The following is a 16799-nucleotide window of genomic DNA, read 5'->3' as shown; positions in this document are numbered from 1 at the left end:
GAGGCGTCCCCCCCGGGACGCCCCGGGGACGTGCCCGCTGTGCCCGCACCACGGCCCCGTCCCGGGACCGGCGCGGAATCGGCCACCGCCCCGGGCGAGGCGCCGGGGGCATCGGCCGGCCCGGACACGGGCGCCTCCGAGCCGCCCGCTCGCGCGGCGGGCCCGGCCGACGCGGGCAACGCTGACGGCGCGAGCGCGAGCGATGGACCCCCGGGGCGCGAGCGCGGCGGTCGGACAGCCGACGCGGGTCGGGACGCGCACTGCGGTGGCCCTCCCGAGGCCAGGGCCGGGCGTCCCTCGGCTCGGGAGAGCCCGGCGACGGACCTGGCCGCGACGGGCGTGGCCGCGATGGCCGGGACGGCCCCGGCTGTTACCGGGAACGCCGCCGTGGGCGGGACGGGCCCCGGTGAGGGCCCCGCACTGGGCTCGGCACTCCCGGACCGCCGCCGCGCGGAGCGCGGTCAGCGGCCCGCGTTGCGGTACCGGATCATCACCGTCTCGCTGCTCGGCGTCGCCGCCGTGTACTTCCTCACGCCCGTCTACTGGCTCGTCGTCTCCTCGACCAAGTCCAGCAGCGACCTCTTCGGCACGTTCGGCTTCTGGCTCCACGACCCGGATCTCTTCGGCCGTCTGCACCAGGTACTGACGTACGACGACGGCATCTACGCACGGTGGTTCGCCAACAGCCTGATGTACGCGGGCGTCGGCGCCCTCGCCGCCACGCTGCTGTCGGCCGCCGCCGGGTACGCCCTCGCCAAGTTCCGCTTCCCCGGGCGGGAGGGGATCTTCAACGTCATCCTGGCCGGGGTCCTCATCCCCGGCACCGCGCTCGCGCTGCCCCTCTATCTCCTCTTCAGCCGCATCGGCCTGGCCAACACCTACTGGGCCGTCCTCATCCCCAGCGTCGTCAGCCCCTTCGGCGTCTACCTCTGCCGGATCTACGCGGCCGCCGCCGTCCCCGACTCGCTGATGGAGGCGGCGCGGATCGACGGGGCGGGCGAGGCGCGGATCTTCTCCACGGTGGGGCTGCGGCTGATGACCCCGGCCCTGGTCACCGTCTTCCTGTTCCAGTTCGTGCACATCTGGAACAACTTCTTTCTGCCGCTGGTCATGCTCTCCGACTCCGACCTCTATCCGATCCAGCTCGGCCTGACCTCTTGGACGGGGTACGCGGACCGGCAGCCGGAGCTGTACCAGTACACGGTCGGGGGCGCGTTCCTGTCCGTACTGCCGCTGATGGTGCTGATGGGCGTCCTCCAGCGGTACTGGCGCACGGGGCTGACGGAGGGGAGCGTGAAGGCCTGACGTGGGCGTGACAGTATCGCTGTCATGACTACTCCTGACGGCACGACCGCCACGAACGAAGCCCCCGCCAAGAAGGCCCCCGCCAAGGACCCCTGGGACCTCCCGGACGTCTCCGGCCTGGTCGTCGGCGTGCTCGGCGGCACCGGCGACCAGGGCCGCGGCCTGGCCTACCGGCTGGCCCGGGCCGGCCAGAAGGTGATCATCGGCTCGCGCGCGGCCGAGCGCGCACGGACCGCCGCCGAGGAACTGGGCGGCGCGGAGCTGGGCATCGAGGGCGCGGACAACGCCGAGTGCTCGCGGCGCAGCGACATCGTGATCGTCGCGGTCCCGTGGGAGGGCCACGGCAAGACGCTGGAGTCGCTGCGGGAGGAGCTGAGCGGCAAGCTCGTCGTCGACTGCGTCAACCCGCTGGGCTTCGACAAGAAGGGCGCGTACGCGATCAAGCCGGAGGAGGGCAGCGCCGCCGAGCAGGCCGCGGCCCTCCTCCCGGACTCCCGGGTCACCGCCGCCTTCCACCATCTGTCGGCCGTGCTGCTCCAGGACCCGGAGATCGCGGAGATCGACACGGATGTGATGGTGCTGGGCGAGTCCCGCGCGGACACCGACCTGGTGCAGGCGCTGGCCGCCCGCATCCCCGGAATGCGGGGCGTCTTCGCCGGCCGGCTGCGCAACGCCCACCAGGTCGAGTCGCTGGTGGCCAACCTGATCTCGGTCAACCGCCGCTACAAGGCCCACGCGGGCCTGCGCGTCACGGACGTCTGAGCGGGACGTACGAGCCGGACGTCCGAGGGCGACCCGTACGCCCCGGGCGCGCGGGGCATGGGCGACAATGTCGGAAGCGTGCCCCCCGACAGGACCCCACAGGAGCCACCCCCATGCCCCGCCTCGCCGTCTACGCCCTCCTCGTCTGCGCCCTGACCGTCGCCGCGGCCGTCGTCTCGTTCGCGCGGGGCAGCTGGCTCGGCGTCGTCTGGGTCCTGCTCGCCGGGATCTCGTCCAACATGGCCTGGTTCTCCGTACGCAAGGCCAAGGCCGAGCGCGAGGCCACGGGCGCTACGAACTGATCCCGGGGAACTGCGGCGCGCCCTGCCAGAAGCGGAAGAACTCCTGGCCGAAGTAGGTCTCGAACGGCGTCACCCCGAGCCCCCGCATGATCGCGTCGACCGCGTCGAAGAAGACCTGGTTGACCTCGGGTATCCACAGGATGCCGAAGACCGCGAGCAGCCCGAACGGAGCGTACGGCTCGACCTGCCGCCGGATCCGGTGGGACAGCCACGGCTCGATCACCCCGTAGCCGTCGAGCCCCGGCACCGGCAGGAAGTTCAGGATCGCGGCGGTGACCTGGAGCAGCGCCAGGAACGCGAGCGCGAAGCGGAAGACCAGCGGCACCTGCTCCGCGCTGCCGAGCCAGAACGGGGCGGTGAGCGCGGCGGCGAACAGCACGTTCGTCAGCGGTCCCGCGGCCGAGATCAGGCTGTGCCGCCAGCGGCCCCGGATCCGGTGCCGCTCGATGAAGACCGCCCCGCCCGGCAGCCCGATCCCGCCCATGATCACGAAGATGACGGGCAGCACGATGCTCAGGGCCACATGCGTGTACTTCAACGGGTTGAGGGTCAGATAGCCCTTCGACTCGATCGACAGATCACCGCCGTGCAGCGCGGTGCGGGCGTGCGCGTACTCGTGCAGACACAGCGAGACGACCCAGCCGGAGACCACGAAGAGGAAGACGGCGAAGCCGGGGCTGGAGGAGTAGTCCGTCCACACCGCCCACGCGGACACGGCCATGATGGCGACCAGACCGAGGAAGACGGGGCTGATCCGCCGCTCACGGCGGCTGATGGCGGTGGTCATCGAGTGAGGTCTCCGTACGGGGTAGTGGGCACTGACGGGAGAACGATGATCAGTGTGCGCGGAGTTCCGGGCATGAGAGAACAGACGTGATCAGCGCCACGCGCGCGGGGTCTCCAGCGGCTAGGTTGGCCGGGTGCGAGCCGCAAAGAGACCAGCCGGGGTTCCGAAGAGCGCTCGGCTTCGGCTGACACGGGATGGCCCGACGTGGGTCCCGCCCTCCCAGGCGCAGCTGCGCACGGAGTGGCGCATCGCGAACCAGATCGAGGAACGCCTGGCGGGCTGGACGCCTATAGGCAGGTTTGGTGTGCTCCCGCCGCGGGAGGGCCACAGCCCGGAACCGGACTGTCCGCCGTTCCCAGCGGCCAGATGGCCTGGGACGCCAGTGCGTTCCCAGAAGATCTGCTCCGCTTCGTCGTGGAGATCGTCTCCCCGGAGAGCGAGGAGCGCGACTACAGCACCAAGGCCGATCACTACGCACTGCGCGGTATCGAGGCGTACCTCGTCGTCAACGTGCTCACCGCCCGCTGGACGCTGCTGACCCGCCCGCAGGACGGGACCTACCGGCACACCGTGACCGGCGACTTCGGCGAGAAGATCGAGATCCCGGTGGACGACCAGACACTGGTCCTCGACTCATCGGAGTTCGTGCGGGTGGTGCGGTCCTGAGGCGGATGCCCCTGGCGCACGGGGCATCGACAACAATGGGGCCGTGCGCTACGCCATCCTCGGCACCACCCAGGCCCACCATGACGACGGCACCCCCGTCGACGTCGGCGGCGCACGGCTGCGCGCCCTGCTGACCGCGCTCGCGCTGACCCCGGGGCGGCTGCGGACGAACGGCGCGCTCATCGCCGAGGTCTGGGACACCGACCCGCCCGCCGACGAGAACGGCGCGCTGCAGGCCCTCGTCGGGCGGCTGCGGCGGGCCATCGGCAGGGAGGCGATCGCGTCCGGCCCCGGCGGCTACCGGCTGTGCGCCGAGCCCGACGACGTCGATCTGCACCGCTTCGTACGGCTCGCGGAGGAGGGCGCCCGCACCCTCGCCGACGGCGACCCGGCCAAGGCCGCGGCACGCTACGACGACGCCCTCGCCCTGTGGCGCGGCCCGGCGCTCACCGACCTCCCCGACGGGATGGCCGCGGCCGCCCGTGCCGAGGCGCAGCGGCTGGACGCGCGGCGCGGCCGGATCGCCGCCGGTCTCGCCCTCGGCAACGCCGCCCAGACCCTCCCCGCGCTCGCCGAGCTGTGCGACGCGCACCCCCTGGACGAGCCGCTTCACGCGCTGCGCATCCGCGCCCTGCGGGACACCGGCCGCCCGGCGGAGGCGCTGGCGGCGTACGAGGCGATCCGGGTGGAGATCGCCGAGCGGCTGGGCGCGGACCCGGGTCCCGAGCTGCGCGCCCTGCACGCGGAGCTGCTGGACACCGAACCGCCGAAGCCCCCGCTGCTCCAGCGGCAGGAACGGACAGGGCTCCCGGAGCGCCCCGCGCGCGGCGGCAATCTGCGTGCCCGGCTCACCAGCTTCGTCGGCCGGGAGGCCGACCTGGCGGCGCTGCGCACCGATCTGTCCGCGCATCGGCTGGTCACCCTCCTCGGGCCCGGCGGCGCGGGGAAGACCCGGCTGTCCCAGGAGGCCGCCGAGTCGGTCGCGGCCGCCTGGCCGGACGGGGTGTGGCTGGCCGAACTCGCCCCCGTGGACGACCCGGAGACCGTGCCCGAGACGGTGCTCACCGCGCTCGGCGCGCGCGAGACCGTCATCCGCGGCAGCGCCGCCGAGGGGCTGCGCGCCGCGGCCGACCTGACCGCCCACGATCCGCTCGCGCGGCTCGTGGAGCACTGCGAACCGCGCCGGATGCTGATCGTGCTCGACAACTGCGAGCACCTGGTCGAGGCCGCGGCCCGGCTCGCCGACTCCCTGCTGGCCCGCTGCCCCGGCGTCACCGTCCTGGCCACCAGCCGTGAACCGCTCGCCGTCCCCGGCGAGCTGGTGCGCCCGGTGGAGCCGCTGCCGGACCCGGTCGCGCTGCGGCTGTTCCAGGAGCGCGGCGCGGCGGCCCGCCCCGGCTTCCGCACCGACGACGATCCGGCGGCGTGCGCCGAGATCTGCCGCCGCCTCGACGGGCTGCCGCTGGCCGTCGAACTGGCCGCCGCCCGGCTGCGGCTGCTCAACCCACGGCAGATCGCCGACCGCCTGGACGATCGCTTCCGCCTGCTGACCAGCGGCAGCCGCACCGTGCTGCCCCGCCAGCAGACGCTGCGCGCCGTGGTCGACTGGTCCTGGGACCTCCTGGACGCGCGGGAGCGCACCGTCCTCGCCCGCCTCTCCGTCTTCGCGGGCGGCTGCGACCTCACCGAGGCCGAAGCGGTCTGCGGCGACCCGAACGACCGGACCCCGGTCGACCCCCGGGACGTCGCCGCGCTGCTCGGCTCCCTGGTCGACAAGTCGCTGGTGGTCGCCGCGCCCGGCGCGGACGGCGAGATGCGGTACCGGCTGCTGGAGACCGTCGCCGAGTACGCGGCGCAGCGGCTGGACGAGGCGGGGGAGCGGGCGGCGGTCGAACGGCGGCACCTGGTCGCGTACCGGGAGCTGGCCCGTACCACCGACCCCCTGCTGCGCGGCCGCGAACAGCGCGTCTGGCTGCCCCGGCTGGAGGCCGAGCACGAGAACCTGCGCACCGCGCTGCGCCGGGCCGTCGCGGCGGGCGACGAGCACGAGGCGCTGTGCCTGGTGCTGTCGCTCGGCTGGTTCTGGAATCTGCGCGGCCACCGCGGCGACGCCCGTCACTGGGCGACGGCGGCGGCGCGGCTGGGCCCCAACCCGTTCCAGCAGCCCGTCACCCCGGCGCCCCCGCTGTACCAGAGCTGTACCGCCGAACCGCCGCCGATGGAACCCGAGGTGCTGGAGGAGGCGCGGCGCGGGGTGCGGCTGCTCGCCCTGGCCAACCTCGAAGGCGACATGCGCGCCATGGACGACGAGGCATCCCAGCGGGAAATGCGCGGCATCGTCGAGTCCTACCGGCCGGGGCTGCCACAGAACTGCCGGGTCCCCGGCGTCATGTGGTTCTTCGCGGTGCTGCTGACCGGTGACCTCGCCCTGATGCGGGAGGTCGCCAACGCGGCGGTGCGCACCAGCAGGGAGCTGGGTTACACCTGGGAGCTGGCCTTCACGCTCCAGCTGCGGGCCAAGGTGATGACACAGCGCCGCGGCAGCGGCAGCGACCACGGGGAGGAGGCGCGCAGGGACGCCGACGAGAGCCTGGAGCTGTTCAGGAGCCTCGGCGACGCCTGGGGCGTGGCCGAGGCGCTGTCCGGCCGCGGCGAGACCCTGGAGCTGATCGGCGACGGCCGGGGCGCGGCCGACGACTACCGCGCGGCGATCCGGTACGCCGAGGAGCTGGACGCGCACGCCCAGGTGGCGCTGCTCAGGGCCCGGCTGGCGGGACTGTACACCGAGTACGGGGATGAGACGGAGGCGACGGAGGGCGAGCGGATCCTGCGCGAGCTGCTGGCGGAGCCGCCGCAGGCGGGCGCCGAGGCCGCGTCGTACGTCCGGATGCACCTGGCCCAGCGGTGCGGCCTCACGGGCCGGGTGGCCGAGGCGCGGGAGCATCTGACGGTGCTGCACGGCGAGTTCGGCAGCCGGGCGCTGGACCTGTTCCAGGGCATGGTCGAGGGGATGATGGCCTGGCTGGACCTGATCGACGGGCGGCCCGCGGAGGCGCTCACCGGGATCCGGGGGGCGCTGGCGAAGACCGGCGACTACCTGACCGAGGTGGTCGCCCCGCATCTGCCCGTGGTCCAGCTGATGACGGCCGCGCGGGCGCTTGCCGCCCTCGGCGGCGCGGAGCGGGCCGGGATCGCGGCGCGGCTGATCGGCACGTACGACGCGTTGCGACCCGGTGTCAACCGGGTCCCCGTCCAGGAGCGGGCGGAGCGGGAGGCGGGCGAGGCGGCGGTGCGGGCCTGGCTCGACGAGGGGAGTTACGAGCGGGCGTACGCGGAGGGCGGTGGCCTCACCGTGCAGGAGGCCGCCGCCCTCGTCTGAACCACTGCGTACCGCCGCTCAGGTCTTGGTGCGGAACTTGCGCACCGCCAGCGGCGCCGTGACCACCGTGATGGCCACCGCCCACACCAGGGCGACGGTCACCGGATGGGCGAGCGGGCCGTGACCGCTGGTCAGCGACCGCGCCGCGTCGGCGAGCTGGGAGAGCGGGTTGTAGTCGGTGAAGGACTGGAGCCAGCCCGGCATGGTGTTGGTCGGCGCGAAGATCGACGAGCCGAACTGCAGCGGCATGATCACCATGAAGCCGATGCCCTGGACCGCCTGCGGCGTCTTCAGCGACAGCCCCAGCAGCATGAAGACCCAGGTCAGCGAGGACCCGAAGGCCAGTGCCAGGACCACGGCGATCGCCAGCTCGGCCGGGCCGGTCTTCAGCTCGAAGCCCATGATGAAGCCCATGGCCAGCAGGATGAGGGTGGACACCAGCATCCGCCCGGTCTCCACGATCAGCTTGGCGATCAGCACCGAGGAGCGGGCGATCGGCATCGTACGGAAGCGGTCCATCACCCCCTTCCGGAAGTCGTCGTTGACTCCGGTGCCGACGGACATCGCGATGTTGAGCCCGCCCATCGCCATCATCCCGGGGATGAAGTAGTTGACGTACTGGCTGCGGTCGCCGCCCGACACCGCGCCGCCGAACACGTAGGTGAACAGCAGCGAGAAGATGATCGGCATCATCAGCGCGTCGAACATCGACTCCGGGTCCGCCTTGATCTGCAGGGCGTTACGGCGCACCAGCGCGCCGATGTGCCGCAGATTGGCGCGCAGCCCGATCCGCCCCTCGCCGGGCAGATCCTTGGTGGGCGCGGTCATCGTTGCCGCACTCATGCCGCAACCTCCTCAAGGGACTTGTCGTCCTTCGTCGTGTCCTCGGGGGTCGAGGTCTTCTGGCCGGTGATGGCCAGGAACACCTCGTCCAGGCTGGGCAGATGGGTGTCGATCCCGGCGATCGCGAAGTTGCGCTCGCCGAGCAGCCCGATCACCGCGGTCAGCTGCTCGTCGCTGACGATCGGCACGTTGACCAGGCCCTCCTCCACGTCCGCGGTCGCGCCGCCGACGCCGTCGAGCCCGGCCTGCGCGAGGGCGCCGACCATGCGGTTCAGCTCACCGGGATCGGAGGGGCGAATCTGGAGGGTGCGCCCGCCGACCTTGGCCTTCAGCTCGTTGACCCGGCCCTCGGCGATGATCTTGCCGCGGTCGATGACCGTGAGGTCGTTCGCCAGCTGCTCGGCCTCCTCCATGTACTGGGTGGTCAGCAGCACCGTGGAGCCTTCGGCGACCATGCGCTTGACCTCGTCCCACACCTCGTTGCGGGTGCGCGGGTCGAGACCGGTCGTCGGCTCGTCCAGATAGAGCACCGCGGGCCGGCCGATCATGGAGGCGGCCAGGTCCAGCCGGCGGCGCATGCCGCCGGAGTAGGTGGCCGCGGGCCGCTTCCCCGCCTCCGTCAGCGAGAACCGCTCGAGCATGGCGTCCGCGCGCGCCCGGGAGTCCTTGCGGGACAGATCGAGCAGCCGCCCGATCATGTAGAGGTTCTCCCAGCCGGAAAGCTTCTCGTCGACCGAGGCGTACTGCCCGGTCAGGCCGATCGTGCGGCGCAGCTGCCGGGGCTGCCGCACCACGTCGTACCCCGCCACGACGGCGGTGCCGGCATCCGGCACCAGCAGGGTGGACAGACAGCGGACGAGGGTGGTCTTCCCGGCTCCGTTGGGGCCGAGCACACCGAGCACGGTGCCCTCGGGAACGTCCAGATCCACCCCGTCGACCGCCTTGGTGTCGCCGAAGTGCTTGACCAGCCCCCGTACTTCGACGGCGTTGCCGTCCCTGATCTTGTGTTCCTGTCGCGTCATGTCGTCAGAGTGACACCCGCTGCCGACAGATCACCGACAAGCGGCAGACAGCCCGCCGACGGGGGACGGTCGGCGGGCTGTCGATGTACCGCGATGGCTCTTGTGCCTCAGTGGAACGAGTGCTCCTCGGCCGGGTACGCCCCGCCGACGACGTCCTCGGCGAAGGCGCGGGCCGCGTCGCCCAGCACCTCCCGCATCTGCGCGTACTGCTTGACGAAGCGCGGCACCCGGCCGCTGGTCAAGCCCGCCATGTCCGTCCACACCAGCACCTGGGCGTCGCACTCCGCGCCCGCGCCGATGCCGATGGTCGGGATGGTCAGCGAGCGGGTGACCTCGGCGGCCAGCTCGGCCGGGACCAGCTCCAGGACGACGCCGAAGGCGCCCGCGTCCTGGACGGCCTTGGCGTCGCGCAGCAGCTGCTGCGCGGCCTCCTCGCCGCGCCCCTGCACCCGGTAGCCGCCGTACGCGTTGACGGACTGCGGGGTGAGGCCGACGTGGGCCATGACCGGGATGCCGGACCGGACGAGCAGGTCGATCTGGTGGGCGGAGCGCTCGCCGCCCTCCAGCTTGACCGCGCCCACCCCGGCCTCCTTGACCAGCCGGGTGGCGTTGCGCAGCGCCTGGACCGGGCCCTCCTGGTACGAGCCGAAGGGGAGGTCGCCGACGACGAGGGCGCGCTTGGTGCCGCGTACGACGGCGGCGGACAGCAGGGCGATCTCGTCCATCGTGACGGGCACGGTGGACTCGTAGCCCAGATGGCAGTTGCCCATCGAGTCGCCCACCAGGATGACGGGGATGCCCGCCTCGTCGAAGACGGAGGCGGTCATCGCGTCATAGGCGGTGAGCATGGGCCACTTCTCGCCGCGCTCCTTGGCGGCGGCGATGTCACGGACGGTGATGCGGCGGGAACTCGTCCCCCCGTACAGCGCCTTCGGCGACTGGTTGTGCGCAGGGCTGACGTGCGTCATTACGACGGCTCCTGTTCGTCATCTCGAGGCGCCCTGACGGCGTCCCCGGACCACTCCCATGCTGGCACGGCTCCCGACGCTTCGAAAGTGGGGACATTCGTACCCGGATGGACATTCGATGGACAAAGGCTCGCAAAGTCTTTCCCATACGAGACGGGACCGTATCGAAACGGTCTTAGCCTGGGCCGCATGGCAGCAGTACCGACCGCCGAGGCGGTCCACCGCAGACGGTGGGCGATCCTGGTCGTCCTCATGATCAGCGTCCTGGTCGTCGTCCTGGACAACTCCATACTCAACGTGGCGATGAAGACCATCGCCACCCCCAAACCCACCGGGCTCGGCGCCACTCAGAGCCAGCTGGAGTGGGCCATCAACGCCTACACGCTGGTTTTCGCGGGGCTGCTGTTCACCGCAGGGCTCCTCGGCGACCGGCTCGGCCGCAAGAAGGTGCTGCTCGGCGGCATGGCCGTGTTCGGCATGGGCTCGGTGCTCGCCGCGTTCTCCGGTTCGCCCGGCGAGCTGATCGGCTTCCGGGCGCTGATGGGCCTGGGCGCGGCCTTCGTGATGCCCGCCACCCTGGCCATCCTGGTGAACGTCTTCGAGCGCGAGGAGCAGGCGAAGGCCATCGGCATCTGGGTCGCCGCGGTCGGCCTCGCCATCGCCATCGGGCCCATCACCGGCGGTCTGCTGCTGGAGCACTTCTGGTGGGGCTCGGTCTTCTTCGTCAACGTCCCCGTCGTGGCCGCCGGAATCATCGCGATGGTGCTGCTCGTCCCCGACTCCAGGGACCCGGCGCCCGGCCGGCTGGACCCGCTGGGCGTGCTGCTGTCCGTCGTGGGCCTGGTGCTGCTGGTGTACGGGATCATCAAGGGCGGCCAGCTCGCCGACTTCACCGACGCCCAGGTGCTGTCCACGATCGGCGCCGGACTTCTCGTCCTGGGCCTGTTCGTCTGGCACGAGAAGCGCAGCGACCATCCGGCGATCGATGTCGACTACTTCCGCAACCCCGCCTTCTCGGCCGCCATCGCCGCCGTCGCGCTGGTCTTCTTCGCGCTCATGGGTGTGACCTTCTTCATGGTCTTCTACATCCAGAGCGTGCGCGGCTTCAGCGCCCTGGACTCCGGGCTGCTGCTCCTGCCGCTGGCCGCCGCGCAGCTGCTGTTCGCGCCGCGCGCCCGGCTGGTCGTGGAGCGGTTCGGCGCCCGCGCCGTGTGCACGGGCGGGATGCTGCTGGTGGCCGCCACCATGGCCGGGTTCCTGCTGCTGGAGACCGACTCGCCGCTGTGGGTGCTGGAGGTGCTGTTCTTCTTCCAGGGCGCGGGCATGGCGCACATCATGCCGCCGGTCACCACCGCGATCATGCAGGCGCTGCCGCGCGAGAAGGCCGGTTCGGGGTCGGCCCTGAACAACACCTTCCGGCAGGTCGGCGGCGCGCTCGGGGTCGCCGTCCTCGGCTCGGTGCTCTCCGCCACGTACCGCGAGGGCATCCAGAGCACCCTCGCCGCCGTCCCCGGGCTGTCCGGCTCCGCACGGCATACGGCGGGCGAGTCCGTCGAGGCCACCCTCGGCCTCGCCCAGCATCTGGGGCCCGCGGGGCGGGCCCTGGTGGGCCCCGCGCACGACTCCTTCATCCACGCGATGCACCTCACCGCGCTCGGCTCGTCCGGTGTCGCCCTGTTCGGCGCGCTGGTCGTGGCGGCCTTCCTGCCCGGCAAGGAGGGGAACGGCGGCGGCCCCGGCAGCGGGCAGCCGCGGCAGAAGGCCGGGGCGGGGGCCGACCGATGAGCGCACCCCCGGCCGGTGTCCCCGCGCGCGGGCGGCCGCGCAGCGCCGCCACCGACGCCGCGATCATCGAGGCCGCGCTGCGGCTGCTGGAGGAGGGCTCATCCGTCGGCGCGCTGTCCATCGAGGGGATCGCCCGCGCGGCGGGTGTGGGCAAGGCCACCGTCTACCGCCGCTGGTCCGGCAAGGACGCGCTGATGCTGGACGTCCTGCGGTCGCTGGAGGAGCCGGGCCCCGAACCGGCCGGGGTCTCGGTCCGCGACGACCTCGTCACCATCCTGGAGTTCATGCGGCGGCGCGGGCTGGCCAAGCGCAACTCCGCCCTGCTGCGCAGCGTCCTGGCCCAGATGCACGCCCACCGGGAGCTGTGGCGGGCGTACGACGAGAAGGTCATCGAGGTCCGCCGGGAACTGCTGCGCTCGGTGCTGCGGCGGGGCGTCGCCAGCGGTGAGATCCGGCCGGACACCGATCCCGAGCTGCTGGCCGATCTGTTCACCGGGCCGATGCTGTCCCGCGCGATCCTGCACGAGTGGCGGGAGCTGCCGGAGGGGCTGGCCGAGCGGATCGTGGACACCGTTCTGGAGGGGGTCTCGGCACGCGGCCGGGACGGCGTATGCGAGCGTAGGACGGACGGCTGAAACCGACCGCGCATCCCTATGTCTTTGTGCCTGTTGCGTCACAACCGCCCCCGTTGTCGCGGGATGCGGAACCCGTGCGTACCGCAGGGGCGTCCACCGGGCAGGGACGCCCGGTGGGGGCGTCGGGAATGCCCTGGTCATCGCCTAGGGTCTTGACCGATAGGCGGGCAGCGGCAAGTGAGGGACGGGCAACGCATGGTGCAGGCGTACACGCAGGAAACGGGACAGTCCGGGGGCGCCCCCCAGTGGACCGGCTCCCGGTTCGACCGCCTGCGCGACCGCGGAATCTGGCGGCGCGGTCTGCTGCTCGCGGCGTTCGCGATCCTGCTCGCGCTGATCATGGTCTTCCACGGCGACATTCCCAACCGCGTCGGCAACCTCGGCAGCCTGCTGGAGACCTTCCTGCCGTGGCTGGGGGTGTTCCTCCCGGTGCTGCTGGTGCTCGGCCTGGTGCGGCGGTCGGCGAGCGCCCTGGTGGCGCTGGTACTGCCCGTCACCGTCTGGCTGAATCTCTTCGGCGGGCTGATGTTCTCCGACAAGTCCGGCGGCGACGGCGACCTGACCGTCGTCTCCCACAACGTCAACGCCGACAACTCCGACCCGGTGACCACCGCGAAGGACGTGGCCGCCTCGGGTGCGCAGGTGGTGGCGCTGGAGGAGCTGTCCGCCAAGGCCGTCCCGACGTACGCGAAGGCGCTCGCGGGCACCTACCGCTACCACGCCGTGCAGGGCACGGTCGGGGTGTGGAGCAAGTACCCGCTGTCCGGGACCAAGCCGGTCGACACCAAGATGGGCTGGACCCGGGCGCTGCGCACCACGGTCACCGCGCCGAGCGGTGAGGTCGCCGTCTACGTCGCCCACCTCCCCTCCGTGCGCGTGAAGTTCAACGCGGGCTTCACCGCCGGGCAGCGCGACGGGAGCGCCGAGGCGCTGGGCGAGGCCATCCGCGACGAGCCGCTGGACAAGGTGATCCTGCTCGGCGATCTGAACGGCACGATGAACGACCGCGCGCTGGCCCCGGTCACCTCGCAGATGCGCTCCGCGCAGGGCGCGGCGGGCGACGGCTTCGGCTTCAGCTGGCCCGCCTCGTTCCCGATGGCCCGCATCGACCAGATCATGGTGCGCGGGGTGAACCCCGTCTCGGCATGGACATTGCCGCAGACCGGCAGTGATCACCTTCCGGTGGCGGCGTCGGTCACGTTCTGAGCCTGCCGATCGAAGATCTAACAAGCTGTTCACCTTGAGGATGGTGCACGGGAAATAAAGCGCGTGGGAGACTTTGTTCCGGTAGCGAACATACGCACGTCCTCCTCCTTCCGCTTGTGAAAGGTCTCTCATGCCCCTGGCACTGCTCGCTCTCGCGATCTCTGCCTTCGGTATCGGCACCACAGAATTCGTGATGATGGGCCTGCTGCCCAACGTCGCCGACGATCTGGGCACCTCGGTGCCGACCGCTGGCCACCTCGTCTCCGCCTACGCCATCGGCGTCGTCATCGGCGCCCCGCTGCTCGCCGCGCTCGGCGCGCGCATCCCGCGCAAACGCATGCTCGTCCTGCTGATGGGGCTCTTCACGGTCGGCAACCTCGCCTCCGCGCTGGCCCCCTCGTTCGGCCTGCTGCTCGCCGGGCGGGTGCTCGCCGGGCTGCCGCACGGCGCGTTCTTCGGCGTCGGCGCGGTGGTCGCCTCCCGGCTGGTGAGCGAGGAGAAACAGGCCCGCGCGGTCGCCACCATGTTCCTGGGCCTGACGATCGCCAACATCGTCGGCGTGCCGGTGGGCACGGCGCTCGGCCAGGGTCTGGGCTGGCGCGCCACCTTCCTGGTCGTCACCGGCATCGGCGTCCTGGCCATGACCTCGCTCGCCCGGCTCGTCCCGCAGGTGCCGCAGGACCAGCACGGCGGTCTCGCCCGCGAGCTGCGCGCCCTCGGCAACCGGCAGGTGCTGCTCGGCCTGCTCACGGCGGTCTTCGGCTTCGCCGGTGTCTTCGCCGTCTACAGCTACCTGGCCTCGATGATGACCGAGGTCACCGGCTTCGCCGAGTCCTCCGTCACGATCGTGCTCGCCCTCTTCGGTATCGGCATGACCCTGGGCGCGCTGGTCGCGGGGCCCCTCACCGACCGCGCGCTGCGGCCCACGCTGTACGGGTCGCTGGCGGCGCTGGCCGTGATGCTCGTGGTGTTCGACTTCACCGTGCACATCAAGTGGGCGGCGCTGGTCTCGGTCGTCCTGCTCGGCGCGGTGGGCTTCATGACCACCACCCCGCTGCAGATGCTCGTCATGAACAAGGCCAAGGACGCCCCGACCATCGCCGCCGCCTCCAACCACTCCGCCTTCAACCTCGCCAACGCCGGCGGGGCCTGGATCGGCGGCGTCGCCATCGCCGCCGGCTGGGGCTGGACCTCCCCGACCCTGGTCGGCGCGGTCCTCGCGGTGGTCGGCCTGGCGATAGCGGTGACCGCGGGCTTCCTGGACCGCGCGTCCTCGCAGAAGTCCCGGGTCGTCGCGAGCAGCGATTCGGTGCCCACGCTGTCCGAGGTGCGCTGAGCCTCTTCTTCCGTACGTATGCGCCCCCGCCGCACGGCGGGGGCGCATACGTGTCTACGGCACCGTCAGCACGATCTTCCCCCGGACGTGACCGGTGGCGCTCAGCTCATGCGCCTTCGCCCCGTCCGTCAGTGGGAACACCCCGCCCAGCGGCACCGTGAACCGCCCCTCGGCGGCCAGGTCCGCCGCCACCGCCAGCCCGTCGAGGCCGGGCGCGTCGCCGCTACCGGCCCACGTCAGGTGCACGCCGTGCTCCCGCGCGTCCATGTCGGCCACCGACACCACCCGGCGCGCTTCCCCCGCGATGGCGACGAGATCCGGCAGCGAGCCCGAACCCGCCACGTCCAGCACCGCGTCGACCCCCTGGGGCGCCAGCGCCGCCACCCGCTCCGCGAGGCCGGGGCCGTACGTGGTCGGCGTCACCCCGAGGCCGGTGAGGAAGTGGTGGTTCGCCTCCCGGGCCGTCCCGATCACGGTGGCCCCGCGGGCGGCCGCGAGCTGGACCGTCACCGTGCCGACGCCCCCGGCCGCGCCCTCGACCAGCAGCGTCGTCCCCGCGGTGACGCCCAGCAGGTCCAGGGCGCGGGTGGCGGTCTCCACGTTGCCGGCCGCCCCGCCCGCCTCCTCCCAGCTCAGCGCGTCCGGCTTGGCCGCCCAGGCGGCCAGCACGGCGAACTCGGCCGCCGCGCCCCCGAGTTTGGCGAGGTCCACCACCCCGAAGACGGCATCGCCGACCGCGACCCCGGTGACGCCCTCCCCGATCTCGTCCACGACCCCCGCGGCGTCCATCCCGGGAATGTGCGGCAGCGGCAGGTCGGGCCGGAACTCGCTCCGAATCGCCCCCGAGCGCAGTTTCCAGTCCGCCGGGGTGACGCCGGTGGCCCGTACGGCGATACGGATCTCACCGGGCCCGGCGTGCGGCTCCTCGGCCTCGCCGACGGTGAGAACGTCCGGCGGGCCCAGTTCTGAGTACTGAAGCGCAAACATGTGGCCGACGTTAACAACGAACCGGAACAGGGCGTCCGTTTGCACGTAAAGTGAGAGAGGTGATCGACGAACCGTCTCGGAAGCGCACCGACGCCCGCCGCAACCGCCACCGCATCATCGAGGTCGCCGCCGAGACCTTCGCCGCCCACGGACTCGATGTGCCGATGCGCGAGATCGCCCGCCGCGCCGGGGTCGGACCCGCGACGCTCTACCGCCACTTCCCCGCGAAGGGAGACCTGGTCGCCGAAACCTTCGCCGATCAGCTCGCCCACTGTGTGGCGACCCTCGACGCCGCCCTCGCCGACCCCGATCCCTGGCACGGCTTCCGCACGTTCATCGAGAAGGTCTGCGCGATGCAGGCCGAGGACCGCGGCTTCACCGCCGCCTTCCTCGCCACCCTTCCCGACTCGCTGGCCACCGACTTCGCGCGCCTCCGCGACCACCACGTACGCCGCTTCGCCGAGCTGACGCGGCGCGCCAAGGAAAGCGGACAGCTGCGCCGGGACTTCGTACCGGACGACATCAAGCTGCTGATCATGGCCAACGGAGGCGTCGGCGCCGAGTCCCCCGCCGCCGCGCGGGCCGCCTCCCGCCGACTGGTGGCCCTGCTGCTCCAGTCCCTCCAGGCCCACCCCACCGACCCTCCCGCGCCTTTGCCGCCGCCGGTGCCGATGGCTTGGTAGGGGAGGGGCGGTTCTTCCCCCACCCGCCCCTTCCCGCAGCACCGGATATGCGGCTCCGCCGCGTGGGGGGGGCAAGCCCCGGCCCCCGGTTGGGGGCTCCGCCCCCAAACCCCCGCTCCTCAAGCGCCGGAGG

14 protein-coding genes and 1 pseudogene are annotated in these 16799 nt (G+C 72.2%); 10 read left to right on the top strand and 5 right to left on the bottom strand.

Going from position 1 to position 16799, the window contains the following annotated elements:
- Positions 1-348 precede the first annotated feature (348 nt).
- The 3 genes from ACH4SI_RS30425 to ACH4SI_RS30415 all read left to right on the top strand — a co-directional run bounded on the left by ACH4SI_RS30425 (position 349) and on the right by ACH4SI_RS30415 (position 2369).
- The gene (locus ACH4SI_RS30425; protein ID WP_398301418.1) at positions 349-1305 is read left to right on the top strand and encodes a carbohydrate ABC transporter permease; all 957 of its coding nucleotides are present in this window, start codon (positions 349-351) and stop codon (positions 1303-1305) included.
- A gap of 24 nt (positions 1306-1329) precedes the next feature.
- The gene (gene npdG, locus ACH4SI_RS30420) at positions 1330-2067 is read left to right on the top strand and encodes an NADPH-dependent F420 reductase (RefSeq protein WP_398301253.1); all 738 of its coding nucleotides are present in this window, start codon (positions 1330-1332) and stop codon (positions 2065-2067) included.
- A gap of 113 nt (positions 2068-2180) precedes the next feature.
- Positions 2181-2369 carry a hypothetical protein gene (locus ACH4SI_RS30415; RefSeq protein WP_398301251.1) on the top strand — a complete coding sequence of 63 codons (189 nt, stop codon included), beginning with the start codon at positions 2181-2183 and terminating at the stop codon, positions 2367-2369.
- Here ACH4SI_RS30415 and ACH4SI_RS30410 read toward each other — a convergent pair.
- Positions 2359-3156, bottom strand: coding sequence for a site-2 protease family protein (locus ACH4SI_RS30410; RefSeq protein WP_398301249.1), 798 nt, complete (start codon positions 3154-3156; stop codon positions 2359-2361). The two genes, ACH4SI_RS30415 and ACH4SI_RS30410, sit on opposite strands and share 11 nt — an antisense overlap.
- A gap of 366 nt (positions 3157-3522) precedes the next feature.
- Between ACH4SI_RS30410 and ACH4SI_RS30405 the strand changes: the two genes are divergently transcribed.
- Together ACH4SI_RS30405 and ACH4SI_RS30400 are read left to right on the top strand one after the other, a co-directional pair.
- On the top strand, positions 3523-3822 hold the full coding sequence (locus ACH4SI_RS30405) for a Uma2 family endonuclease (RefSeq protein ID WP_398301246.1): 300 nt from the start codon (positions 3523-3525) through the stop codon (positions 3820-3822).
- A gap of 43 nt (positions 3823-3865) precedes the next feature.
- Positions 3866-7201 (top strand): BTAD domain-containing putative transcriptional regulator, encoded by a 3336-nt coding sequence (locus ACH4SI_RS30400; protein ID WP_398301244.1) that lies wholly within the window; start codon positions 3866-3868, stop codon positions 7199-7201.
- 18 nt (positions 7202-7219) lie between these two features.
- Here ACH4SI_RS30400 and ACH4SI_RS30395 read toward each other — a convergent pair whose 3' ends face one another.
- From ACH4SI_RS30395 to panB, 3 genes are all read right to left on the bottom strand, one after another.
- Positions 7220-8044 carry an ABC transporter permease gene (locus tag ACH4SI_RS30395; protein WP_398301242.1) on the bottom strand — a complete coding sequence of 275 codons (825 nt, stop codon included), beginning with the start codon at positions 8042-8044 and terminating at the stop codon, positions 7220-7222.
- Positions 8041-9066, bottom strand: coding sequence for an ATP-binding cassette domain-containing protein (locus tag ACH4SI_RS30390; RefSeq protein ID WP_398301240.1), 1026 nt, complete (start codon positions 9064-9066; stop codon positions 8041-8043). The genes ACH4SI_RS30395 and ACH4SI_RS30390 overlap by 4 nt, the downstream gene beginning before the upstream one ends.
- A gap of 107 nt (positions 9067-9173) precedes the next feature.
- The gene (gene panB / locus ACH4SI_RS30385; RefSeq protein WP_398301238.1) at positions 9174-10034 is read right to left on the bottom strand and encodes a 3-methyl-2-oxobutanoate hydroxymethyltransferase; all 861 of its coding nucleotides are present in this window, start codon (positions 10032-10034) and stop codon (positions 9174-9176) included.
- Between the two features lie 189 nt (positions 10035-10223).
- On the opposite strand from panB, the gene ACH4SI_RS30380 reads away from it, so the two are divergent.
- The 4 genes and pseudogenes from ACH4SI_RS30380 to ACH4SI_RS30365 all read left to right on the top strand — a co-directional run bounded on the left by ACH4SI_RS30380 (position 10224) and on the right by ACH4SI_RS30365 (position 14996).
- The gene (locus tag ACH4SI_RS30380; RefSeq protein WP_398301237.1) at positions 10224-11819 is read left to right on the top strand and encodes an MFS transporter; all 1596 of its coding nucleotides are present in this window, start codon (positions 10224-10226) and stop codon (positions 11817-11819) included.
- Positions 11816-12454, top strand: coding sequence for a TetR/AcrR family transcriptional regulator (locus ACH4SI_RS30375; RefSeq protein WP_398301235.1), 639 nt, complete (start codon positions 11816-11818; stop codon positions 12452-12454). The genes ACH4SI_RS30380 and ACH4SI_RS30375 overlap by 4 nt, the downstream gene beginning before the upstream one ends.
- Before the next feature lie 245 nt (positions 12455-12699).
- A pseudogene (locus ACH4SI_RS30370) lies at positions 12700-13660 on the top strand (endonuclease/exonuclease/phosphatase family protein).
- 130 nt (positions 13661-13790) lie between these two features.
- A complete protein-coding gene (locus ACH4SI_RS30365) occupies positions 13791-14996 on the top strand; it encodes an MFS transporter (RefSeq protein ID WP_398301233.1) in 1206 nt (401 codons plus the stop codon).
- Positions 14997-15050: 54 nt separating this feature from the next.
- Here the strand turns inward: ACH4SI_RS30365 and ACH4SI_RS30360 are convergent, their stop codons facing one another.
- Positions 15051-15983, bottom strand: a complete 933-nt coding sequence (locus tag ACH4SI_RS30360) for an NADP-dependent oxidoreductase (RefSeq protein ID WP_398301231.1) — start codon at positions 15981-15983, stop codon at positions 15051-15053.
- A 59-nt stretch (positions 15984-16042) separates the two neighbouring features.
- On the opposite strand from ACH4SI_RS30360, the gene ACH4SI_RS30355 reads away from it, so the two are divergent.
- On the top strand, positions 16043-16666 hold the full coding sequence (locus ACH4SI_RS30355; RefSeq protein WP_398301229.1) for a TetR/AcrR family transcriptional regulator: 624 nt from the start codon (positions 16043-16045) through the stop codon (positions 16664-16666).
- Positions 16667-16799 lie beyond the last annotated feature (133 nt).

Source organism: Streptomyces sp. NPDC021212, assembly GCF_044332925.1.
GTDB lineage: Bacteria > Actinomycetota > Actinomycetes > Streptomycetales > Streptomycetaceae > Streptomyces.
Note: the sequence above shows the minus strand (reverse complement) of the source record. Positions and strands in the feature narration are given on the sequence as shown.